The 22000-nt window shown below is 62.4% G+C and carries 17 protein-coding genes; 13 read left to right on the top strand and 4 right to left on the bottom strand.

Annotated features, from left to right (window positions below):
* Positions 1 to 18 precede the first annotated feature (18 nt).
* From G489_RS0111865 to G489_RS0111885, 5 genes are all read left to right on the top strand, one after another.
* Complete coding sequence (locus G489_RS0111865) at positions 19 to 1269, top strand: urate hydroxylase PuuD (protein WP_029041714.1); 1251 nt, start codon at positions 19 to 21, stop codon at positions 1267 to 1269.
* Complete coding sequence (gene guaD / locus G489_RS0111870; protein ID WP_029041715.1) at positions 1266 to 2570, top strand: guanine deaminase; 1305 nt, start codon at positions 1266 to 1268, stop codon at positions 2568 to 2570. The genes G489_RS0111865 and guaD overlap by 4 nt, the downstream gene beginning before the upstream one ends.
* A 104-nt stretch (positions 2571 to 2674) precedes the next feature.
* The gene (glpD, locus tag G489_RS0111875; protein WP_029041716.1) at positions 2675 to 4165 is read left to right on the top strand and encodes a glycerol-3-phosphate dehydrogenase; all 1491 of its coding nucleotides are present in this window, start codon (positions 2675 to 2677) and stop codon (positions 4163 to 4165) included.
* A 31-nt stretch (positions 4166 to 4196) separates the two neighbouring features.
* On the top strand, positions 4197 to 5135 hold the full coding sequence (locus G489_RS0111880; protein WP_029041717.1) for an AEC family transporter: 939 nt from the start codon (positions 4197 to 4199) through the stop codon (positions 5133 to 5135).
* A 17-nt stretch (positions 5136 to 5152) separates the two neighbouring features.
* Positions 5153 to 6085 (top strand): 2-hydroxyacid dehydrogenase, encoded by a 933-nt coding sequence (locus G489_RS0111885; protein WP_029041718.1) that lies wholly within the window; start codon positions 5153 to 5155, stop codon positions 6083 to 6085.
* Here the strand turns inward: G489_RS0111885 and G489_RS0111890 are convergent.
* The 3 genes from G489_RS0111890 to G489_RS21915 all read right to left on the bottom strand — a co-directional run bounded on the left by G489_RS0111890 (position 6082) and on the right by G489_RS21915 (position 9314).
* Entirely contained in the window at positions 6082 to 7158 is a 1077-nt protein-coding gene (locus G489_RS0111890; RefSeq protein WP_035872537.1) for an AbrB family transcriptional regulator, read from the bottom strand. The two genes, G489_RS0111885 and G489_RS0111890, sit on opposite strands and share 4 nt — an antisense overlap.
* A 24-nt stretch (positions 7159 to 7182) precedes the next feature.
* Positions 7183 to 8352 carry a M20 aminoacylase family protein gene (locus tag G489_RS0111895; protein ID WP_029041720.1) on the bottom strand — a complete coding sequence of 390 codons (1170 nt, stop codon included), beginning with the start codon at positions 8350 to 8352 and terminating at the stop codon, positions 7183 to 7185.
* 77 nt (positions 8353 to 8429) lie between these two features.
* On the bottom strand, positions 8430 to 9314 hold the full coding sequence (locus G489_RS21915) for an FG-GAP repeat domain-containing protein (RefSeq protein WP_162142429.1): 885 nt from the start codon (positions 9312 to 9314) through the stop codon (positions 8430 to 8432).
* Positions 9315 to 9531: 217 nt separating this feature from the next.
* Between G489_RS21915 and fsa the strand changes: the two genes are divergently transcribed.
* The 6 genes from fsa to G489_RS0111930 all read left to right on the top strand — a co-directional run bounded on the left by fsa (position 9532) and on the right by G489_RS0111930 (position 16740).
* Positions 9532 to 10185 carry a fructose-6-phosphate aldolase gene (fsa, locus tag G489_RS0111905; RefSeq protein ID WP_029041721.1) on the top strand — a complete coding sequence of 218 codons (654 nt, stop codon included), beginning with the start codon at positions 9532 to 9534 and terminating at the stop codon, positions 10183 to 10185.
* Between the two features lie 12 nt (positions 10186 to 10197).
* Positions 10198 to 11304, top strand: a complete 1107-nt coding sequence (locus G489_RS0111910) for an Mrp/NBP35 family ATP-binding protein (RefSeq protein ID WP_029041722.1) — start codon at positions 10198 to 10200, stop codon at positions 11302 to 11304.
* 31 nt (positions 11305 to 11335) lie between these two features.
* Entirely contained in the window at positions 11336 to 12646 is a 1311-nt protein-coding gene (locus tag G489_RS0111915; protein ID WP_029041723.1) for a GH1 family beta-glucosidase, read from the top strand.
* Positions 12647 to 12920: 274 nt separating this feature from the next.
* Positions 12921 to 14288 (top strand): ABC transporter substrate-binding protein, encoded by a 1368-nt coding sequence (locus tag G489_RS0111920; protein WP_029041724.1) that lies wholly within the window; start codon positions 12921 to 12923, stop codon positions 14286 to 14288.
* A 239-nt stretch (positions 14289 to 14527) separates the two neighbouring features.
* Positions 14528 to 15535, top strand: a complete 1008-nt coding sequence (locus G489_RS0111925) for a carbohydrate ABC transporter permease (RefSeq protein ID WP_029041725.1) — start codon at positions 14528 to 14530, stop codon at positions 15533 to 15535.
* Positions 15535 to 16740 (top strand): carbohydrate ABC transporter permease, encoded by a 1206-nt coding sequence (locus G489_RS0111930; RefSeq protein ID WP_081691547.1) that lies wholly within the window; start codon positions 15535 to 15537, stop codon positions 16738 to 16740. The genes G489_RS0111925 and G489_RS0111930 overlap by 1 nt, the downstream gene beginning before the upstream one ends.
* A gap of 1025 nt (positions 16741 to 17765) precedes the next feature.
* On the opposite strand, the gene G489_RS0111935 is transcribed toward G489_RS0111930, so the two are convergent.
* Positions 17766 to 18875 (bottom strand): LacI family DNA-binding transcriptional regulator, encoded by a 1110-nt coding sequence (locus G489_RS0111935; protein ID WP_029041727.1) that lies wholly within the window; start codon positions 18873 to 18875, stop codon positions 17766 to 17768.
* Positions 18876 to 19170: 295 nt separating this feature from the next.
* Between G489_RS0111935 and G489_RS20335 the strand changes: the two genes are divergently transcribed.
* Positions 19171 to 20847 carry an alpha-glucosidase gene (locus G489_RS20335; RefSeq protein ID WP_051332577.1) on the top strand — a complete coding sequence of 559 codons (1677 nt, stop codon included), beginning with the start codon at positions 19171 to 19173 and terminating at the stop codon, positions 20845 to 20847.
* A gap of 98 nt (positions 20848 to 20945) precedes the next feature.
* Positions 20946 to 21953, top strand: a complete 1008-nt coding sequence (locus G489_RS0111945) for an ABC transporter ATP-binding protein (protein WP_029041728.1) — start codon at positions 20946 to 20948, stop codon at positions 21951 to 21953.
* The last annotated feature ends 47 nt before the right edge of the window (positions 21954 to 22000 follow it).

A 22000-nucleotide genomic window follows, 5' to 3' on the forward strand; every position in this document is an offset into this window, starting at 1 on the left:
CAGAGAAAAGGAGCCGCAATGTTCGCTGAAGACCTCGCAGTCATGTGGGAGTGGCTCGCCTTCGGTGTGCGCTGGCTGCATGTCATCGTCGGCATCGCCTGGATCGGATCGAGCTTTTATTTCATTGCCCTCGATCTCGGGCTGAAGAAGCGTCCCGGCCTGCCCGAAGGCGTCTCCGGCGAGGAATGGCAGGTGCATGGCGGTGGCTTCTACCGCATGCAGAAATACCTGGTCGCGCCGCCCGAGCTGCCCGAGCACATGACCTGGTTCAAATGGGAGAGCTATTCGACCTGGCTAACCGGCTTCGCCATGCTCGCCATCGTCTACTACGCCGGTGCCAATCTCTACCTTATCGACCCCAATGTCATGGACCTGCCGGTCTGGGGCGGCATTGCCCTGTCGATGGCCTCGATCGGGGTCGGCTGGGTGCTCTACGACCTGTTGTGCAAATCCCCGGTCGGCAAGTCCCAGAACGGATTGATGATCGTTCTGTTCGCCATCCTGGTGGCCATGGCCTGGGGCTACACCCAGGTCTTTACCGGCCGCGCCGCGCTCCTGCACCTCGGCGCCTTCACCGCCACGATCATGACGGCGAACGTCTTTTTCATCATCATCCCGAACCAGAAGATCGTCGTCGCCGATCTGCTGGCGGGCAAGACCCCTGACCCCAGGCTCGGTCAACAGGCCAAGCAGCGCTCGCTGCACAACAACTACCTGACCCTGCCAGTCCTGTTCCTGATGCTGTCGAACCACTATCCGCTGGCCTTCGCCACCGAATACAACTGGGTCATCGCCGCGCTGATCTTCCTGATCGGCGTTCTCATCCGGCACTATTTCAATACCCTGCATGGCGGCGGCGGACATCTGGCCTGGCCCTGGGCTTTGTCGGCGGCGCTGTTCATTGCCATCATGTGGCTGTCGACCGCCGGGCGCGTGCCCGCCAGCGGGGAAGGGGATCAGGCCAGCCTTGCCGCCGCGCAACCCATGATGGCCGTCGAGAGCTTTGCCGAGGCGCGCGATGTTGTGCTGACCCGATGCTCCATGTGCCACACTGCCGAGCCAGTCTGGGAAGGTGTGCACAGGACCCCGAAAAACGTGGTGCTCGACAATGACGCCACCATCGCGCTCAACGCCCGCCGGATTGTCATGCAGGCCGGGCTCAGCCACGCCATGCCGCCGGCAAATGTCACCGAAATCACCGACACGGAGCGCCAGGCCCTTGTGCGCTGGTATGACGAGGCGCGCGCCGCCTCTGGATTGGCACTATGACCACAAAGACGCTTTTGCGCGGCCGCGTTCTGACGTTCGATCGCCGCCCCGAAACGGATGAAGACACGAGCGCCTATACCTATCTCACCGATGGCGGCATCCTGATCGGCGCTGACGGCCTGGTGGAGACGGTCGGTGATTTCGACAGCATCGACGCCGGCGATGCGAAGATTGTCGACCACCGTCCGCACCTCATCATACCTGGGCTGATCGATCCGCATCTGCATTTCGTGCAGATGCAGGTGGTCGGGTCCTATGCTGCCAACCTGCTCGAATGGCTGACCAACTACACCTTTGTCGAAGAACAGAAATTCGCCGATCCGTTCCACGCGGCGCGCATCGCGGCGTCCTTCTTCGATGAATTGATCCGGCACGGCACCACCACTGCCGGCGCCTATTGCTCGGTGCATCCTGCCTCCGCCGAAGCGTTTTTCGCGGAAGCGGAAGAGCGCAACATGCTCATGGTAGGCGGCAAGGTGATGATGGACCGCAATGCGCCCTCCGCACTGACCGACACGCCGCAATCGGGCTACGATGAGTCAAAGGCTTTGATCGAGGAGTGGCACAACAAGGGGCGTTGCCGATACGCCATCACCCCTCGCTTCGCGATCACTTCGAGCGACGAACAGCTCGAAATGGCGGATGCGCTGGCGAGCGAATACCCCGATTGCCCGATCCAGACTCATCTGTCCGAAAACCATGGCGAGATCGAATTCACCCGTGAACTCTATCCGCGGCACGAGGACTATACCTCGATCTATGCCCATTACGGTCTGTTGCGGCCCGGCGCGCTGATGGGGCACGCGATCCATCTCTCGGACCGCGAACTGGGGCTCCTTGCCGAAACGGGTGCGGCGGCGGTTTCCTGCCCGACATCGAACCTGTTTCTCGGCTCCGGGTTGTTCGATCTCGATCGCACCGAAGGGGCGGGCGTACTGCCTGCGGTCGCCACCGATATCGGCGGTGGCACGTCCTATTCGATGTTCGAGACCATGGACGAATTCTACAAGATCCAGCAGCTGCACGCGAACCGGCTCGATCCGCTCCTGTCCTTCTATCTGATGACCCTCGGCAATGCCCGGGCCATGCGGCTCGATGCCGAGATCGGGCGCATCGCGCCGGGCTACGCCGCCGACTTCGCGGTTCTCAATGCCGGCGCAACCCCGGCCATGCTGTTGCGGATGGAGACCGTCGAGACCCTCGCCGAGGAGCTTTTTTTGCTGCAGACCATGGGCGATGACCGGGCCGTATCTGCGGTCTATGTTGCTGGCACGGAACGCAAATCCGAGATCACGCGTTGATCCGTCATGCGCCTCGCGCATCGCCTCTTCCCGCGTGAGGTGATTGACGCGCGCGGCGCTCCCCGCGCTATAGTCCACCGAACCCGCCTCAACCGGAATACCTTATGCCTGCTGCAACAGCCTCCTTCGACCTCGCGATCATCGGCGGCGGCGTCAATGGTTGCGGCATTGCCCGCGACGCTGCCGGGCGGGGCCTCAAGGTCCTGCTCGCCGAACAGGCCGATCTCGGCGGCGCCACATCCTCCTCCTCGACAAAACTGATTCATGGCGGATTGCGCTATCTCGAGCAGTTCGAGTTTTCTCTCGTCAGGGAATCGCTCGAAGAGCGTGAGCGGCTATGGTCCATCGCTCCTCACATCATCTGGCCTTTGCGTTTCGTGTTGCCGGTCACCAGGGGGCAACGTCCCGGCTGGATGCTGCGCGCCGGCCTGTTCCTTTACGATCACATCGGCGGGCGTGATCGCCTGCCGCCGACCCGCGCCTTCGATCTGGGCGACGACCCCGCCGGCAAGCCCCTCAAGCAAGGCAAGGGGCAGGCCTTCGAATACTCGGATTGCTGGGTGCAGGATAATCGCCTTGTCGTGCTCAACGCCCGCGACGCTGCCGCCCGCGGCGCCGATATCCGCGTGCGCACCAAGGTCGAAAAGGCGCGCCGGACAGATGACGGCTGGGAGGTGCAGCTTTCAGACGGCTCGACGATAAACGCCCGGATCCTTGTGAATGCCGCCGGTCCCTGGGTCGATATCGTCGAGGACGAATCCGTTTCCATCGACATGCCCGGCACGGTGCGCCTCGTCAAAGGCAGCCACATCGTCGTGCCGCGCCTTTATGGCCATACGCGCTGCTACTTCTTCCAGAACCCCGACAAGCGCATCTTTTTCGCCATTCCCTATGAGCGCGATTACACGCTGATCGGCACGACCGAGGAAGACTACACCGGCGACCCTGCCACCCCGCATGCGAGCAGCGAAGAGATTGCCTATCTCTGCCAGTCGGCGAACCGGTATTTCGAAAAATCGCTGACACCCGAAGACGTCGTCTGGACCTATTCCGGCGTGCGGCCGCTCTACAGCGATGGGCGTGCCAATGCCCGCGAGACCTCGCGCGATTTCGAACTCCAGCTTGATGCTGGACCGGGCAAGGCGCCTTTCCTTTCGATCTATGGCGGCAAGATCACCACCTATCGCCGTTTGGCCGAAGCGGTGCTCGAAAGGCTTGCCGATCATCTGCCGGCAACCCAGAAGCAACGGGGCTGGACCGCCAGGGAGCCTTTGCCGGGTGGCGAATTCGGCGTCGATGAGGTCGAAAAAATGCGCGGGCGGCTCGCCGGCGACTTCCCCTTTCTCGATGCGCCGGCGGTCGATCATTTCCTGCGCCACTATGGAACCAAGGCCTGGCATATCCTCGAGGGTGCGAAGGACTGGAGTGATCTCGGACGCGATTTCGGCGGCGGGCTGACCGAGGCCGAGGCTGCCTATCTGCGCGACTGGGAATGGGCTCGCACCGCCGAAGATATCGTCTGGCACCGCACCAAATACGGCCTGCGCATGAGCGAGGCCGCGATCACAGAACTCAACCAGTGGCTCGGCAACTGATCGCCTGCCACCCGCCCGTCCGGGGTCACCAATGATCTTTCTTCTCGGCGTCGTGGCGCCGGTCTTCGCTATTGTGGCACTCGGCTATGGCGCGGTGCGCTTCAAGCTCTATCCGGCGGCCGGGGTGGGCGGGATCATCGCCTTCGTCAACAATTTCGCCGCGCCGTGCCTGTTGTTCCGGGCCATGCAGCGGGTCGATTTCCGCGAAACCTTCGACCCGGTGCTGATCGCGCCCTATTACATCGCGGCGTTCACCTGCTTTGCTCTTGGCATCATCCTGGCGCGCATGTGGTTCAAGCGGCGTCCCGGCGAATCCGTGGTCTTCGGCTTCGCCGCCTTCTTCTCGAACACGGTACTGCTGGGCATTCCGATCATCAACCGCGCCTATGGCGATGCGGCCATGCCGCTGGTCTTCTCGATCATTTCGATCCACGGGCTGATCCTGTTCAACACCGGCCTGATCTCGATGGAAGTGGCGCGGCGTGACGGCGCTTCGTTCGGGCAGACCGCCAAGCGCGCCGTCAATTCGATCATCCACAACCCGCTTTTATGGGGCGTGTTCCTGGGACTGATGGTCAACATCTTCGCTGTACCGATCCCCGAGGTCGTCGATACCACGACCGAGATGATGGCCGCCGCGGTCATTCCCGCGGCCCTGTTCGGCCTCGGTGGGGCGCTCAACGAATACAAGGTCTCCGAGAACTGGCAGGCCGCGCTGCCGATCTCGATGATCAAGGCTTTCGGCCTGCCGGCGCTTGTCTATCTGATGATGGTCCCGCTGCTCGGCATCGCCGTCGAGGTGGCCCGGCCCGCCATATTGCTGGCGGCGATGCCGGCGGGCATCAACGCCTATATCTTTTCCACCTTCTACAAGCGCGCGACCGGGGTGGCGGCGAATACCGTGCTGTTCACCACCTTTGGCGGTATCGTCTCAATCTCGTTCTGGCTCTGGTTCCTCGGAACCGTCTGACACGCAAGGGGCTGAAAATGGCCATCACCGTCCTGACCAACGCGCCGCTCATTCCCTGGCTCGAGACCTGGCTCGACGAGACCTACGAAGTGATCCGTCTGCATCAAGCCGATGATCCTGCCACCGTGTTGGCCGAACGCGCGGGAGACATACGCGCGGTTGTCAGCGGGGCGGTCGATGCGGCGCTGATCGAGGCACTGCCCGGGCTCGAGATCATCGCCATTCCCGGCGTCGGTCATGACGGAATCGACCTCGGTGCCGCCAAGCACAGAGAAATCCGCGTCGGGAACACGGCGGATGTGCTCAACGATGCCGTGGCTGAACTCGCCATCGGGCTGATGATCGCGCTCGCCCGCCGCATTCCACAGGCCGATGTCTATGTCCGGGAAGGCCGCTGGGCCGCGGAAGGCAATTATCCCCTGACCGGTGAGTTGACCGGTTCAACCGTCGGCATTATCGGGCTCGGGCGGATCGGCAAGGAGATCGCCGCGCGCTGCCTCGCCATGAAGATGCGCGTGATCTATCACGGCCGCACCCGGCAGGATCACGTCCCCTACGTGCATTATGACAAGCTCGGGGACATGGCGCGCGATGCCAACTGGCTCGTCAATGTCGCGCCGGGCGGGGCGGGGACCGAGAAGCTGATTTCACGGCCCGTGCTGGAGGCGCTCGGACCCGAAGGGTGTCTTGTCAATCTTGGCCGAGGCACCACTGTCGACGAGGCCGCGATGATCGAACTCCTGCAATCGGGCGGTCTCGGCGGCGCCGCGCTCGATGTGTTCGAGGACGAGCCCGATGTCCCCGACCTTCTGCGCACGCTCGACAATGTCGTGCTGTCTCCGCATCAGGGCAGCGCGACCGTCAAGACCCGCCGCGCCATGGGGTGGCGGGTGATGGAAAACCTGGCCGCCCATTTCGAGGGCCGTCCGCTTTTGAGTTCGGTGCTTTAATCCGTTTCCGGTGATGCCGCGCGGCCTATGCGTCGCCGGACCATGGCCACCAGCAGCGGCACCGTGACACCCAGCAGGAATAGCCTTGTGGCGTGATGCGCCATGAAGAAGGCGGGGTCATAACCAAGCGCCAGCCCCATCACGGCCATGGCTTCAAGGCCGCCGGGCGCCAGCGCAATCCAGATCTGGCCATAGGGAAAGCCCAAGAACCAGGAGGCGATCAGGGCCGCCAGCGCCGAGACCCCGATGGCAATCGCGGTCAGCGCCACCCCGCCCAGCGCCGAGCGCCGCAGCGTTTCGGCCCGGATCCCCGAAAAGCGCGACCCGATCAGCGTGCCCATGATGATGAAACTCGGAATGACCAGCACCGTCGGCACGCTGCCTTCGGTATAGCCCATCAGCCGCATCACGGTTGCCGCCGCCATCGCGCCAATGATGAATCCAGCTGGCACCTTCAGTCGCAGCATCACCCAGCCGACAAGCGCGCAGAACCCCGCCAGCCAGCCGACCGTGATCCAGTCCATTTGCACCTGGCCTTCGATGGCGTGGATCGCCTCCGGTGCCGCGACCTGGATAACAAGCGGCACCACCATTGTCAGGAAAAGCACCCGGATCGACTGGGCGACCGCGATTTGAGCCGGATCGCCGAGCCCCGACATCGCCAACCCCTGGATGAAGGAAGCGTGGCCGGGCGTCGCGGCCAGCACCGCGGTCGAGGCGTCGAACCCGAACCAGCGGTAAAGCACCTGCGTCGTCACATAAATCATCACGATCAGCGAGACGACGAGCGCGGCAATCGTCACCGGCCATTGCGCGATCAGGTTGAGCGTATCACGGGCGACCGAACTGCCCATGCTCATGCCGATGACCACAAAGGCGTAATTGCGCAGCGGGCCGGGCACATCGATCGGCAGGCCCGCGAGGGCGGCGACCGTGACGAAGAAGACTCCGCCCACCAGGAACGGCGCGGGCAGGCCGGCCAGCAGGGCGAGTGTGCCTCCAAGTGCCGACAGGGCCAGCGCGATCGCGGCGCCCGCAAGCGGATTGGTGCCGAACCGCGCCAAAGGCCTCATCTCAAGCGCCTCATTGGCGAGGCCTCATTTCAGCGGCATCGCCGTTTCAACAAGGGTCGCCCAATAAGAGCAGCCATGGGGAATGACCTCGTCGTTGAAGTCATAGGTGTCCTGATGCAGGTCTGCAGTGTCGCCCTGACCCAGAAACACGAAGGCGCCCGGCCGTGCCTGCAGCATATAGGAGAAATCTTCGCCCCCCATCGATGGGGGATAGTTGGCATCGACCCGGTCTTCGCCCGCCACCTTGGCGGCGATCGATGCCGCGAACGCGGTCTGCTCGGTCCAGTTCGAAGTCACGGGATAGCCGCGGTGATAGGTGACCTTGGCGGTTGCACCGAAGCTTTGCGCCATGGCCGGAACCAGTTCGGCGATGCGCTTTTCCACCTGGTCCCGGATGTTCTCGTCGAGCGTGCGGACCGTGCCGCCCAGCTTGGCGGTGCGTGCGATGACGTTGAACGCGTCGCCGGCATTGATCGTTGTGACCGTCAGCACTGCGGATTCAACCGGATCGACATTGCGTGAGACGATGGTCTGCAATCCGATCACCAGATGCGCGGCAACGACCACCGGATCGACCGCCACATGCGGCCGCGCGGCATGCCCGCCAACGCCTTCAATCTCGATGGTGAACTCGTCCGTCGCCGCCATCAGCCCGCCGGGCCGGGTCTGGAACGAGCCCAGTTCCTCGCCGGGGAAATTGTGCATCCCGTAGACTTCCTGAATGCCGAAGCGGTCCATCAGCCCGTCTTCGACCATCGCCTTGCCACCGGCCCCGCCTTCCTCGGCGGGCTGGAAGATCACAACGACCGTGCCGTCGAAATTCCGCGTCTCTGCCAGATAGCGGGCCGCACCCAGCAGCATGGCCATGTGCCCGTCATGGCCACAGGCATGCATCTTGCCGGTATTGGTCGAGGCCCAGGGCTTGTTGGTCTGTTCATGGATCGGCAGCGCGTCCATGTCCGAGCGCAGCCCGATCACCTTGCCGGAGCCGTTCTTGTTGCCTTTGATCACCCCGACAACACCGGTGCGCCCGATTCCGGTCACCACTTCGTCGACCCCGAATCCGCGCAGCAATTCGGCGACCTTGTCCGCCGTGCGATGCACCTCGTACATCAGTTCGGGATGGGCATGGAAATCGCGTCGCCATTCGGCGATCTCGTCGTGGAATTCGGCAAAGCGGTTGATGACGGGCATGAGACATCCTTCGCAAAGAAAACGGACACACCCGGCGTCCGGCGCGCAGTAAGGCTGTGCTGGGGCGGGGTGCGGGCCTAGGGGGAGAACCCCTCTAGCGTGAGGACGCCAACCTGTCCGTTTTGAAAGGGCACGTCAAGCCGGTAGCCATCCCCCGCACGGCGGAGCCGGAAGTCGCCTGCAGCAGGCGATTTGAGTGCAAAATGCGCCGCCTCCTGCAAGGTTCCACCGCGATAGGTCAACACGCGGATGGTCCGCCGGTCGCCTGACGGAACGATCAGCTTCGCCCGCCCGTCCTGGTCGAGATCGGCACTCGCCGCCATGCCCAGGAACCGCATCCCGAAGCCATGGTTCGAGACGCCGCCGATCTGGGCGATCCGGGCCAGCCGCCCGCCCCGATAGCGATAGACATCGAGCCGTTTGACCAGATGTGGCATGGCGACAAATGCGATCTCGAGCCGTCCGTCCCCTGTCATATCGGCAATGGCCGCCGGCGCCAGCCAGCGATTGGGCCGGCCGATATGGGCGGTTTGCGCCAATGCCGCGATCGCCCCGTCGCGAACGCCGTATACGGCCAGTGCCGCACCTGTATCGAGCCGGGTTAGCACCAGAACGATTTCGTCGCGCCCGTCACCATCAAGATCGGCAAGCCGCGGCTGCCGATCCTCGAACACATGCAGCGGGCCGAGCGTGAGGGTCAGCAACGTCCCGTCTCGCAGCCGCACCGCCAGCCCGCCGGCCTCATAGGGCTGGCCGAACACCCCGTGCCGGTATCGCGTCACCGGTTCGGTCAGCCAGGCTTCGGCAATATCGTGGTCGCCCTTGGCAACGCGAAGATCGCCGATCGCGTTCGGATACGGGGCGGTCTGCGCCCATGCGGGTGAGGCAAGGGTGCCGGCCACCAGTGTGTTGGCCATCAGGATGATGAGGATCAATCGTGCCATGAGGATCAAACGTGCCATGAGGATCAATTGTGCCATTCGGTTCGACGGGCGAGAGCCCTTAGATTGCCCGGGCTTCGGGGGCGCTCCAACCAACGCTTCATCACAATCGGGTGCGGTCGGCGCCCGGTTTGGTTGAAAGCCGACTTGCCGCATCGCACATGCCTGTGAGACAACAACGCGCAAACGAGATTCCCGTCCAGGTTGTTTCCGATCGGGCGGACCAAGGAGAGGCGAAATGAAGTTTTTCGTAGATACCGCAGAAGTCGATGAGATCCGGGCGCTGAATGAGACCGGCATGCTCGACGGGGTGACCACCAACCCCTCGCTGATTGCCAAGTCGGGCCGTGATTTCAAGGAAGCGGTCGCCGAGATCTGCGAAGTTGTCGACGGCCCCGTTTCCGCCGAAGTCGCTGCCACCGATTACGAAACCATGAGCAAGGAAGCCAAAGTTCTTGCCAAGATCGCCGACAATATCGCGGTCAAGGTGCCGCTGACCGTCGACGGGCTCAAGGTCTGCCGCGAACTGCGTGCGCAGGGCACCATGGTCAATGTCACCTTGTGCTTCTCGGCCAATCAGGCGCTTCTCGCTGCCAAGGCTGGTGCCAGCTTCATCTCGCCCTTTATCGGCCGGCTCGACGACATCAATCTCGAGGGCTCCGACCTGATCGCCGATATCCGCACCATCTATGACAATTTCGATTTCGACACCGAGATCCTCGCCGCCTCGATCCGCTCTGTGAACCACGTATCCCAGGCCGCCCTGATCGGCGCCGATGTAGCGACCGTGCCCTCGAGTGTGTTGTGGAAGCTTTACGAGCATCCGCTGACCGACAAGGGCCTCGCGGCCTTCGTCAAGGATTGGAAATCGACCGGCCAGTCGATCCTCTAAAAGGGGCCGGATATGGCGGATAAAGCCCTCGCAGACGAGGTGCGCGCGGCGCTCGCCGGGATATCCATTCCCGGCGGCGGCATGCTCGATACCTATCAGGGTCTGAGTGAGATCATCGTTACAGAGAACGCGGTCGCCTTTGCCATCGCGGTGCAGCCGGGCATGGAGGCCGCCTTCGGCCCCGTGCGCGATGCAGCAGTTCAGAAGATCAACGAGATCGCACCGGCAAAGAAGGCGCTCGTCTCGCTGACCGGCGACCGCCCACAGGGCCAGGGACAATCAGCCGACGCTTCCACCCCGCCTCCCGGCGCAGGTGGCATGCCCGGCCGCAACCCGGGCCCGCCGCCCAAGGAAGCGGTGAAGGGCATTCGCCACATCATCACAGTAGCCTCGGGCAAGGGCGGCGTCGGCAAATCGACGACTGCCGTCAACCTGGCGCTCGCGCTCGCCGCAACCGGCAAGCGGGTCGGCATTCTCGATGCCGATATTTACGGTCCTTCGCTGCCCAAGCTGATGGGAATCGAGGGTAAGCCCGCCATGCGCGAAGATGGCATCTTCCAGCCGCATGAGGCGCACGGGCTCAAGATCATGTCGATCGGCTCGATGCTCGAAGGCGATCAGGCCGTCGTCTGGCGTGGGCCCATGGCAACCTCGGCGCTCCGGCAATTGCTGCGGGAGACCGATTGGGGCGAGCTCGACATTCTCGTTGTTGACCTGCCGCCCGGCACCGGCGACGTGCATATCTCGATCTGCCAGCAGGTGCCTCTCACCGGCGCCGTGGTCGTCTCGACCCCACAGGATCTGGCGCTCATCGATGCACGCAAGGCCGTCGACATGTTCGCTCGGCTGCAGATTCCGATCCTCGGCCTGATCGAGAATATGAGCACATTTGTCTGCCCGCATTGCGGGGAAACCACCGATATCTTCGGGCATGGGGGCGCCGAGCGCACTGCGCCCGAGATCGGCGCGCCGTTCCTTGGCGCGGTTCCCCTGCATATGGACATCCGCTTGACCTCGGACGCGGGGACCCCCGTTATGGTGTCCGCGCCTGATGGTCCGCATGCCGAAGCCTATCGGCACATCGCCAGCGGCGTACTGGCCCACCCCGCCTTCACCTGAGCCGGGGTGGCCTTCAAACAGGGAGAAGGCCATGTTCACTCACAAGCGCGCCGATTTCGGCGACGGGTTCGTGTTCGGAACCGCAACCGCCAGCTACCAGATTGAAGGCGGGCAGACCGATGGCCGCGGCCCTTCCATCTGGGACAGTTTCTCGCGCACGCCGGGCAATGTTCATAACGGCGAGACCGGCGAGATTGCCTGCGATCATTACAATCGCTGGGCCGAGGACCTCGACCTGCTGCGCGAAGGCGGGTTTGATGCCTATCGCTTTTCTTTCGCCTGGCCACGCCTGATTCCCGAAGGCACGGGCCGCGTCAATCAGGCCGGTATCGACTATTATGACCGGGTGATCGACGGCATGCTGGCTCGCGGGCTCAAGCCCTTTGCCACGCTTTATCACTGGGATCTGCCCAGCGCCCTGCAGGACGAGGGCGGCTGGATGAACCGCGATATCGCGGACTGGTTCACCGACTACGCGCTGCTGATCCACAAGCATTTCGGCGATCGACTGCACGCCGTCGCCACCATCAACGAACCCTGGTGCGTGGCCTGGCTCAGTCATTTCTGGGGTGCGCATGCACCAGGCTATCGCGACATCCGCGCCACCGCCCGCGCCATGCATCACGTTCTTTTGTCCCATGGTCGCGCCGTCAATGCGCTGCGTGCCGAGGGGCAAGGCAATCTCGGCATTGTGGTCAATCTGCAAAAGGCCGAACCGGCCACCGACAGCCCCGAGGACGTGGCCGCCAATCACCTGTTCGACGGGATCTTCAACCGCTGGTATCTCGGCGGCGTGACCCAGGGCGAATACCCCGCCGATGTCGTCGAATGGCTGGGCGCAAACCTGCCCGATTCGGTCCCTGGCGACATGAATACCGTTGGGGCCGATCTCGACTGGCTGGGCATCAACTATTATTCGCGTTCCTTGATGGCTCATGACCCGCAAAGCCCCTATTTCCCGGTGAAGGACGTGCCCGGGCCGCTCGAAAAGACCGAGATGGGCTGGGAAATCTATCCCAAGGGCCTGACCGACCTCGTGACCCGGGTGGCGAACGACTATTTCAAGGGGCCGATCTACATCACCGAGAACGGCATGGCCGAGGTGAGGGGGACCGACGACCCGCGCCGCATCAAATTCTATGACGAGCATTTTGCCGCCTTGTTGAAGGCAAAGCAGAACGGTGCCGATATCCGGGGCTATTTCGCCTGGTCGCTTCTCGATAACTACGAATGGGCGGAAGGCTACGCCAAGCGTTTCGGGATCGTCGATGTCGACTACAGAACCCAGAAAAGAGCGCCAAAACAGTCCTTTAACGCGTTCAAGGCGATGCTTTCCGATTGACCGCCCCATGTGAGCGGTCGATACGCAAAGCTCCGTATCCGCCGCGCGAAACACTCTTGGCAAGCTTTCAGCTTTGTGCCACGGTCAAAATCGTCAACGCACTCAAAACGTTTTGGAACCCGATGGGGCCTGAAAGTTCCGCTGTTTCCGAAAACGTTTTGGAGAGGAGGCGTTGATCACCGTTTCACACTGGGAACCGTCCTTGGCCGGTGACCCCGTGTACTGACGAGCAAGACCGGAGCGATGAACGCTCCACATGCGATGGGAGGAATGCATGCGTAAACTCATGATGGCGGGAATCTCCGCCAGCATTCTCACTGCGGTGGCCGCCTCTGGCGCGTCGGCGCAGGACTTGATTTTTCCAAAAGGCGAAGGCGCGTTCAGCTGGGATGCGCTTGAAGAATTCGCGGCCGCCCATCAGGGCATGGAAGGCCAGTCGCTTTCCATCTGGGGTCCCTGGCGCGAAGGCGGTGACCAGGAGCAGTTCGTGACTGTGCTCGCCTATTTCGAGGACGCCACCGGCATTGACGTGCAATACGGCTCCTCGGAAAACTACGAGCAGCAGGCTCAGATCGACGCTGCTGCGGGCAGCCCGGCCAACATCACCATTCTGCCCCAGCCCGGCCTTCTGGCCGATATGGCTTCCAAGGGCTATCTGGTGCCGCTTGGCGACGATATGCGCCAGTTCGTGTCCGAAGCCCACGCAGCAGGCGACAGCCTTGTGTCGCTCGGCACCTATGACGATCCTGACGGCAATGCGACCTTCTATGCCGTGCCCTACAAGTCGGACCTGAAGTCCCTCGTCTGGTATTCCCCGGACAATTTCGCCGATGCCGGCTATGAAGTGCCGACCACCCTTGAAGAGCTTTTCGCGCTTCAGGACCAGATGGTCGCTGACGGGAACACCCCGTGGTGCATCGGGCTCGGTTCGGGCGGTGCGACCGGCTGGCCGGCCACCGACTGGATGGAAGACCTGATGCTGCGCACCCATTCGCCCGAAGACTATGACGCCTGGGTGTCCAACGATCTTAAGTTCAACGATCCCAAGATCATCGAGGTGATGGAACTGTTCGGTTCGATCGCAAAGAACGACGAGATGGTTGCCGGCGGCGCCGCCGCTGTGGGCACCACCGACTTCCGCGAAAGCCCGCTCGGGCTCTTCTCGGTCCCGGCCGAGTGCTACATGCACCACCAGGCTTCGTTCATTCCCTCCTTCTTCCCCGAAGGCACGGAACTGGGCGTTGATGCCGACTTCTTCTACTTCCCGGCCTATGAAGGCAAGGACCTCGGCAAGCCGGTGCTTGGCGCTGGTACCCTCGCCACCATCACCAAGGACAGCGAAGCGGCACGTGCCTTTATCGAGTTCCTGGGGAACCCGATCTCGAACGAGATCTGGATGGCGCAGTCGGGCTTCCTGTCCACGCTGAAGGCCGCCAACACCGAAACCTACGGCAACGAAACGCTCAAGGGTGAAGGTGAAATCCTCCTGCAGGCGACCACCTTCCGCTTCGACGCATCCGATCTGATGCCCGCCGCGGTTGGTCAGGGCAGCTTCTGGTCTGGTATGGTCGACTTTGTCGGCGGTGCCTCGGCTGAGGAAGTGGCCAACGACATCCAGAACAGCTGGGACGCGATCCGCTAACCTGCTGAGGCCGGGGCGCGCTGCGCCCCCGCCAACCGGATTACCGCCGGCGCCTGGGGTGAAAGCCTTCAGGCGCCGGGGGAACCAAGGACTGGAACACCAAGATCAAGACTTCCGCCACAAGGAAGCACAGATACTGACCCGTCACCGGGTCCCCGGGGGAAATCGGCACCAAGACACGAACTCCGGGTTGAGAACGGCAGTAGCGACGCTTGGAGGAGGCGCTGATGACCGATGTTCTGCAACAGATACTGGGAGCCGCAGTGGCGGTGGCCGTCGCCCTTTTGGCCGCTGTCGCCTATTTCTGGGTTTCGAACTGGCTGCTCGACAAGACTTTCGGAACCGCGGCGGATACCGGTACGGGCTCGGCGCGGAACGATGCCATCCGTGGCCACATCCGGCCCTGGCTGTTCATGTTTCCCGCGCTTCTGTTTCTCTCGATCTACCTGGTTTATCCGGTGATCGAGACGGTCAGGCTCAGCCTGCTCGACAATGCCAGCGTCGGGTTCGTCGGGCTCGACAACTACATCTGGGCCATCGGTGACGATGGTTTCCAGCGCTCGGTGTTTAACAACATCATGTGGCTGATCATCGTGCCCTCGCTGTCGACCGGCTTCGGGCTGGTGATCGCGGTGCTTGCCGACAGGCTGTGGTGGGGCCAGATCGCCAAGTCGCTGGTGTTCATGCCCATGGCGATCTCGTTCGTCGGTGCCTCGGTGATCTGGAAATTCGTTTATGACTTCCGCTCCGAAGGCTCCGAACAGATCGGTGCGCTCAACGCCATCGTCACCGGCCTCGGCTTGCCGCCACAGGCCTGGATCACGCTGCCGGTGTGGAACTCGATCTTCTTGATGGTCATCCTCATCTGGATCCAGACGGGTTTCGCGATGGTGATCCTCTCGGCCGCCCTGCGCGGCATCCCCGAGGAAACCCTCGAGGCCGCCCGCATCGACGGCGCCAACGATGTCCGTATCTTCTTTGACATCATGATCCCCCAGATCTGGGGCACCATCGTTGTCGTGTGGACCACCATCACCATCGTGGTGCTCAAGGTCTTCGACATCATCTTCGCCATGACCAACGGGCAGTGGGACACCGAGGTGCTCGCCAACCTCATGTTCAAGTGGATGTTCGTCAATTTCGACTATGGCCGCGGCTCGGCCATCGCCGTGGTGATCATGCTCTCCGTGCTGCCGATCATGATCTGGAACATTCGCCGCGCTAATGCCGAGGAGGGGACACGCTGATGACCGATGTTGCTGACACCCGCGTCGAGGCCCGCCCGCAATCGGGCATCCCCGAATTTCTCTCGCGCATCAATACCGGCAAGCTGCTGACCCATGCGGCCCTGCTGTTCCTGGTGATCCTGTGGACCTTTCCCACTGCAGGGCTGTTGATTTCGTCGCTGCGCGACAAGGACCAACTCGCCGTCTCCGGCTGGTGGACGGCGCTCACCACCGCCACCGTGCAGGAGGTGACCCGGCTCGGCACCGCCGAAGACCAGATTGAGGAGAACGGTCAGTTCGTCATCCGCGGCAATCTGTTCGGTGAAGGGGACAACAAGACCCTTCAGAACTTCGGGCTGACCGCCAACACCCTGGCCGAAGCCTCCCCGGGCGACTCCCTCGAAATGCGCGATGGCGGGGCGATCACGGTTGAGGCCTCTGGCGATTTCGCCTGGGTCTCGGACACCGAATTCACCCACACCCGTGGGCCGCGCGTCTTCTATATCGCGGCCATTCCGCCCCGTTTCACCCTTGAGAACTACGCCGAGGTGTTGAGCGCCAACGGGGTCGGGCGGTCCTTCATCAACTCGCTGACGGTGACGATCCCCGCCACTATCATCCCGATCCTGATGGCGGCCTTCGCCGCCTATGCGCTGGCCTGGATGCGGTTCCCCTTCCGGGGGCTGATCGTGGCGCTGGTGGTCGGGTTGCTGGTCGTGCCCCTGCAGATGTCGCTCATTCCGCTGCTCAGAATGTATAATGGCATCGCCAATGTGTTCGGCGCCGAGGACGGCAAGACCTATCTCGGCATCTGGCTTGCCCATACCGCCTTCGGCCTGCCGCTCGCCATCTATCTGCTGCGCAACTATATGGCCGGCCTGCCCAAGGAAGTGATGGAATCCGCCCGCATGGACGGGGCCTCCCACTTCAAGATCTTCACCACCATGGTGTTGCCGCTGAGCTTCCCGGCACTCGCCTCCTTCTCGATCTTCCAGTTCCTCTGGGTCTGGAACGATCTGCTGGTGGCGATGGTGTTCCTGGGCGCGCAGGAGGACAAGCTGGTCCTGACCGGCAAACTCGTCAGCCTGCTCGGCTCGCGCGGCAATAACTGGGAGATCCTGACATCGGGTGCCTTCATCACCATTGTGGTGCCGCTGATCGTGTTCTTCTCCCTTCAGCGCTACTTCGTGCGCGGCCTTCTGGCCGGCTCGGTCAAGGGCGGCTGATCACTCCGACTTCATGACGCAGAGGTCGAGGGGCGCGGGTCACACCGCGCCCTTTCGCTTGCTGACCTGGATGAACGGCTCGGAGCCGCGGGGCCATACTCCTCAGGCCCTCGCCCTTCGAGGCTCAGCTTCGCTTCGCGCCTCAGGGTGAGGGCATCGATTTAGTCTCACGGCGCGCACCGCTCCGGTCACGACGCTGGTCGCTGTGACCTCCGCTGCGCCTGCGACGCCGCGGCGCAAAAGTGCGCCGGGGTCCTCATTCGGGCTGCGCCCTCTCTCGTCCTCCTTTTCCCTCGCCAGGTATTTCGGGCCGCCCCGGACTTGATCCGGGGCCCAGACATTGCACGAGGTCCCGGCTCTCTCTTTGTCTCACGGCGGAGGACTGGCCGGGACAGCGCGGTATGGGTGCAAGCGTTCACCCGAACACGCCCGGCAGGCTTTCACCTCCAGGGTTTGCGATAGAGCGGGAGAGAGGCGCAGGGCGTCTCGTCGCAAAACTAAAACAATGAGACGGCCAGCGCCTCTCTCACCCGGGGTTTTGGGCTTGGACTGCGTCAACGGGCTGGGGTCAATCCCCGCCACCTTTCCAAAGTACACCGCCGCCTTGACGGCAGCCGGCTCCGGCGCAGTTTTGGCCTTCCCTGAGGCGACCCTCAAGGAACCCGGACCCTTTCCGGCAGAAGGCTCGTATGCATCCTCGCTCCGTGCCGGCAGGTGAGTGGATGATAATCGGGTGGGAGGGGGCGGGGATAAGTTTTTCGAAAGAGGCTGCTCCAACTCGCTCGTCACCCTCGGACTTGATCCGAGGGTCCATGAGGCGCTGCAGCAGGTTCAGCGGTCGCGAACCATCCATACCGTTTGCTGAATGGCACCTCGTCATGGATTCTCGGGTCGAGCCCGAGAATGACGAAGGAGAAACAGGCTAGACTGTGGCCGGATAGCTGGCTTCAGCCCCACCCGTTCCAGCACTACCAAGGTTCCACCGGAACCTCGGTTTGGGCTTCGCCCAACCGCTTCTCACTCCCTCACGCCGCTTTTGCCGGCCGCCACTTCTTGGGCAACCCGGCCGAATCGAGGCCTTGAGCGATGTGAAAGGTCACATCCATCTCCTTGCCGCTGGGCGGTTCGTCCCGCTCGCAGCGCGCGACCAGGGCATCCACCAGCCTTTCACCGGCATCGCGCAAAGGCGAACGCGCAAAGGTGAAGAGGTCCTCATAAGGGCTGAGATCGACGTGCCGCAGCCCGTCATCCATGGTGGCAACGGCAAGGTCGCCGCCGGCCACGCGTCCGGCGCGGGAGACGGCGGCCTGACCCTCCATCGCCATGATCGACGATGAATAAAGGATCGCGGTGACGCTCGGGTCGGCCAGCGCCTGTTCGGTGAGCTGATAGCCGGCCAGCCCCATCGGGTGGGTTGTCGACAGATAGGTCACGCAATCGGCGGGCAGACCGCGCTGCCGGATGGCGGCGTTTACACCCTTGCGCCGCTCGATCGCATAGGCGAAATGCTCATCGCCATTCACGAGTGCGATACGCCGATGGCCATTGTCGAACATCAGCCCAGCCAGCGCCTTGAAGATCCCGGCATTATCGATATCGACCCAGCTGTACTGGCTGCTGCGGCTCTCCCGGCCATGCACCACAAAGGGCACGTCGGCATCGAGCAGAAACGAAATGCGTGGATCGCGCGGCTGCGGCAGATCGACGATGAACCCGTCGACGCTGTGCTCGCGGATAGACCGGTCATAAGCGCTGGTCTGGGAAGAATGGTGTCCGGCGGCAAAGACGAGGTCGTAATTTTCGGTCCGGCAGGCGCGCAGAACCCCGGCAAACACCTCGACGAAGTGCGGATCCGCGATCGCGCCGGCACGCTCATCCTTGATCCAGCCGAGCGAATGGGTGCGCTGGGTCACCAGCCGCTGGGCGCTGCGATTGGGCTGATAACCGGATTCGCGCACGGCTTCGACAACGCGCAGCCGGGTCTTCTCGCTGACATCGGAATATCCGTTCAACGCCCGGGAGATCGTTGTGATCGACAAACCGAGATCGCGCGCCAGATCCTTGATCGTGACCCGATTTTCCCTCCGGCCGCCCCTCGCCTTGCTTCTTCTTATTCTCGTTTGTTTTTCAAGCATTTGCTGTCGCGCATTGGTTGCGCATAACGACTACAATCTATTGACCTGATCAAGCCGTCTCGGCTAACTTTAGCCAGCCAAAACGTTTTGGTAAACAGTTTCGGGCCGCTTCGGCCCTCGCGGGCCGGACACCGGAACTGTCGAGGCGCCGGTGACGCGGTTACGGCAGGGTGATGCGCGTCACCGCGCTTTTCTCTGTGACGGGCTGGAACCCGACCGCATGATGGATTGCGAGGCGGGCCGTCGAACACAACGCGAATTACTGGCGCCGGGAAAACCGCGCCGGGGAGGGGATATGAGCTCGAGCACCATGACCACAGCGCCGCAGGGCGTATCGGATCGCGCCACCGATCCGGACTGGTGGCGCGGGGCGGTAATCTACCAGATCTATCCCCGCTCGTTTCAGGATTCCAATGGCGACGGGATCGGTGATCTCGTCGGCATCACACAGCGGCTCGATTATGTCGCCGATCTCGGGGTCGATGCCATCTGGCTGTCGCCATTCTTTACCTCGCCGATGAAGGATTTCGGCTACGACGTGTCCGACTATCGCGGCGTCGACCCGATCTTCGGCACGCTCGATGATTTCGACCGGCTGACCGAGCGTGCCCATTCCCTCGGTCTCAAGGTGGTCATCGACCAGGTCATTTCCCACACCTCGGATCAGCATGCCTGGTTTGCCGAAAGCCGGCACTCGCGCACCAATGAGCGCTCTGACTGGTATTGCTGGTCGGATCCGCGGCCAGATGGCTCACCACCCAACAATTGGTTGTCGATCTTTGGCGGTTCGGCCTGGACCTGGGATCCCCGGCGTTGCCAGTACTACCTTCACAACTTCCTGGCCAGCCAGCCGGACCTCAACTTCCACAATGCGGATGTGCGCAAGGCGCTGCTGTCCGAATGCCGCTTCTGGCTCGAGCGCGGCGTAGATGGCTTCCGCCTCGACACGGTGAATTTCTATTATCATTCACAAGGGCTGGAATCGAACCCGCCCGTCGACCCCGAGGAATACAACGCCTCGATCGCGCCGGCGGTGAATCCCTACAATCTGCAGGATCATCTCTACGACAAGAGCCAGCCCGAGAATCTGCCTTTCCTGATGCAGCTCAGGGCCCTGCTCGACGAATATCCGGGCACCACCACGGTCGGCGAGGTGGGCGATGCACAGCGCCAGCTCGAGATCATGTCGGCCTATACCTCGGGCCACAACAAGCTGCACATGGCGTATACCTTCGACTTTCTCGGTGGTGAATATGACGCCGGCTATTTTCATGACCGCATCGCCGATCTCGAAGAGATGGTGGGCGATGGCTGGCCGTGCTGGGCGTTTTCCAACCACGACGTCATGCGCCATATTTCGCGCTGGCAGGTTGCCCATGGTTACGAGCTGCGCTTCGCCAAACAGGCCGCCATGCTGATGCTGTGCCTGCGCGGCTCGGTCTGCGTTTATCAGGGTGAGGAACTCGGTCTCACCGAGGCCGAATTGTCATTCGACGATCTCGTCGATCCCTATGGCATTGAGTTCTGGCCCAATTACAAGGGCCGCGATGGCTGCCGAACCCCGATGGTCTGGCAGGCCGCATCTCATCTCGGGGCGTTCTCCGCCGCACCCAAGGCGTGGCTGCCGGTGCCGGCAGACCACCTGGTGCATGCGGTCGACCGCCTCGAGGAAGACCCGGAATCCATTCTCAATTTCTATCGCGCCTTCATCGCCGAGCGCCGCCAGCGCCCGGAACTGGTGAAAGGCGATATCGAACTGCTCGATTCAGGCACCGGTGTGCTGGCCTTTATCCGCCGTCACGGTAATGCGGAAACACTATGCGTGTTCAACATGACGTCAGATGAACGGGACTTTGAGTTGCCGTCCGGCCTCGATATCGAGCAGAATGACTGGCACGGTGATCTTGTCCCGCGGCAAGGCGGCCATCTCAATCTGGACGCTTATATCGGGCTAATGGTACGCATTGTGTAGAAAATATGTAGTAACACTGCAAATCTGATTGTGGCATAGGCCTGCATCGCAGGCGCCAGAATGGCAGACGCAGCGTGGCAACGGTTAGGGGAGGAACCATGGCTGACCTCAAGATATCAAATCTCTACAAGCGTTACGGGCCTGTGGAGGTGCTCAAGGACATCAATCTCGACATCAGGTCGGGCGAGTTCATCGTTTTTGTCGGGCCATCTGGTTGCGGCAAGTCGACCCTGCTCCGCACGATCTCGGGGCTCGAGTCGATTTCGAGCGGCTCGCTCGAGATTGATGGCCGCGTGGTCAATGACGTGGCACCGTCGAAGCGCGGCATCGCCATGGTGTTCCAGTCCTATGCGCTCTATCCGCATATGACCGTGTTCGACAACATGGCCTATTCGCTCAAGCTGCTGAACACACCAAAGGACGAGATCCGCAAGAAGGTCGAAGCAGCCGCCGAGAAGCTGCAATTGACCCAATATCTCGATCGCCTGCCCAAGGCGCTGTCCGGCGGTCAGCGTCAGCGCGTCGCCATCGGCCGGGCCATCGTGCGCGATCCGCGCGTCTTCCTGTTCGATGAGCCGCTCTCCAACCTCGATGCAGCCCTGCGCGTGCAGATGCGCATCGAGATCGCCGAGCTGCATGAATCCCTGCCCAACACCACCATGATCTATGTGACGCACGACCAGGTCGAGGCCATGACCATGGCCGACCGCATCGTTGTGCTCAAGGATGGTGAAGTGCAGCAGGTCGGCACGCCGATCGAACTTTATGAGCGCCCCAACTCGCTCTTCGTCGCCGGTTTTATCGGCTCGCCGAAGATGAACTTCCTCACCGGGCAGTTCGCCGAGAAGTACAAGGCCCACACCGTCGGCGTACGCCCTGAGCATATCGAGCTCGCCAATGGCGATGCCGTCTGGCACGGCAAGGTCATCCATACCGAGGCGCTGGGATCGGATACCTTTATCTATGCCGATATCGGTTCTGGCGAACCCATTGTCGTGCGCCAGCGCGGCAATGCGCCGATCACGCCGGGGTCGGAGATCGGCTTCTCTCCGGAAGGCGACCACTTCCACCGGTTCGACCAGAACGGCCGGCCCATGGCTAACTGAGGATGGCCAACTGAGGATGGCCAACTGAGGATGGCCAATGAGGAACG

Origin of the sequence: Cucumibacter marinus DSM 18995 (genome assembly GCF_000429865.1) — a bacterium.
Taxonomy (GTDB): domain Bacteria; phylum Pseudomonadota; class Alphaproteobacteria; order Rhizobiales; family Devosiaceae; genus Cucumibacter; species Cucumibacter marinus.

Excerpts from the sequence above, each read along its gene's own strand:
- G489_RS0111865 (WP_029041714.1), top strand. The coding sequence starts at position 19 with ATGTTCGCTGAAGACCTCGCAGTCATGTGGGAGTGGCTCGCCTTCGGT.
- guaD (WP_029041715.1), top strand. The coding sequence starts at position 1,266 with ATGACCACAAAGACGCTTTTGCGCGGCCGCGTTCTGACGTTCGATCGC.
- glpD (WP_029041716.1), top strand. The coding sequence starts at position 2,675 with ATGCCTGCTGCAACAGCCTCCTTCGACCTCGCGATCATCGGCGGCGGC.
- G489_RS0111880 (WP_029041717.1), top strand. The coding sequence starts at position 4,197 with ATGATCTTTCTTCTCGGCGTCGTGGCGCCGGTCTTCGCTATTGTGGCA.
- G489_RS0111885 (WP_029041718.1), top strand. The coding sequence starts at position 5,153 with ATGGCCATCACCGTCCTGACCAACGCGCCGCTCATTCCCTGGCTCGAG.
- G489_RS0111890 (WP_035872537.1), bottom strand. The coding sequence starts at position 7,158 with ATGAGGCCTTTGGCGCGGTTCGGCACCAATCCGCTTGCGGGCGCCGCG.
- G489_RS0111895 (WP_029041720.1), bottom strand. The coding sequence starts at position 8,352 with ATGCCCGTCATCAACCGCTTTGCCGAATTCCACGACGAGATCGCCGAA.
- G489_RS21915 (WP_162142429.1), bottom strand. The coding sequence starts at position 9,314 with ATGGCACGTTTGATCCTCATGGCACGATTGATCCTCATCATCCTGATG.
- fsa (WP_029041721.1), top strand. The coding sequence starts at position 9,532 with ATGAAGTTTTTCGTAGATACCGCAGAAGTCGATGAGATCCGGGCGCTG.
- G489_RS0111910 (WP_029041722.1), top strand. The coding sequence starts at position 10,198 with ATGGCGGATAAAGCCCTCGCAGACGAGGTGCGCGCGGCGCTCGCCGGG.
- G489_RS0111915 (WP_029041723.1), top strand. The coding sequence starts at position 11,336 with ATGTTCACTCACAAGCGCGCCGATTTCGGCGACGGGTTCGTGTTCGGA.
- G489_RS0111920 (WP_029041724.1), top strand. The coding sequence starts at position 12,921 with ATGCGTAAACTCATGATGGCGGGAATCTCCGCCAGCATTCTCACTGCG.
- G489_RS0111930 (WP_081691547.1), top strand. The coding sequence starts at position 15,535 with ATGACCGATGTTGCTGACACCCGCGTCGAGGCCCGCCCGCAATCGGGC.
- G489_RS0111935 (WP_029041727.1), bottom strand. The coding sequence starts at position 18,875 with ATGCTTGAAAAACAAACGAGAATAAGAAGAAGCAAGGCGAGGGGCGGC.
- G489_RS20335 (WP_051332577.1), top strand. The coding sequence starts at position 19,171 with ATGAGCTCGAGCACCATGACCACAGCGCCGCAGGGCGTATCGGATCGC.
- G489_RS0111945 (WP_029041728.1), top strand. The coding sequence starts at position 20,946 with ATGGCTGACCTCAAGATATCAAATCTCTACAAGCGTTACGGGCCTGTG.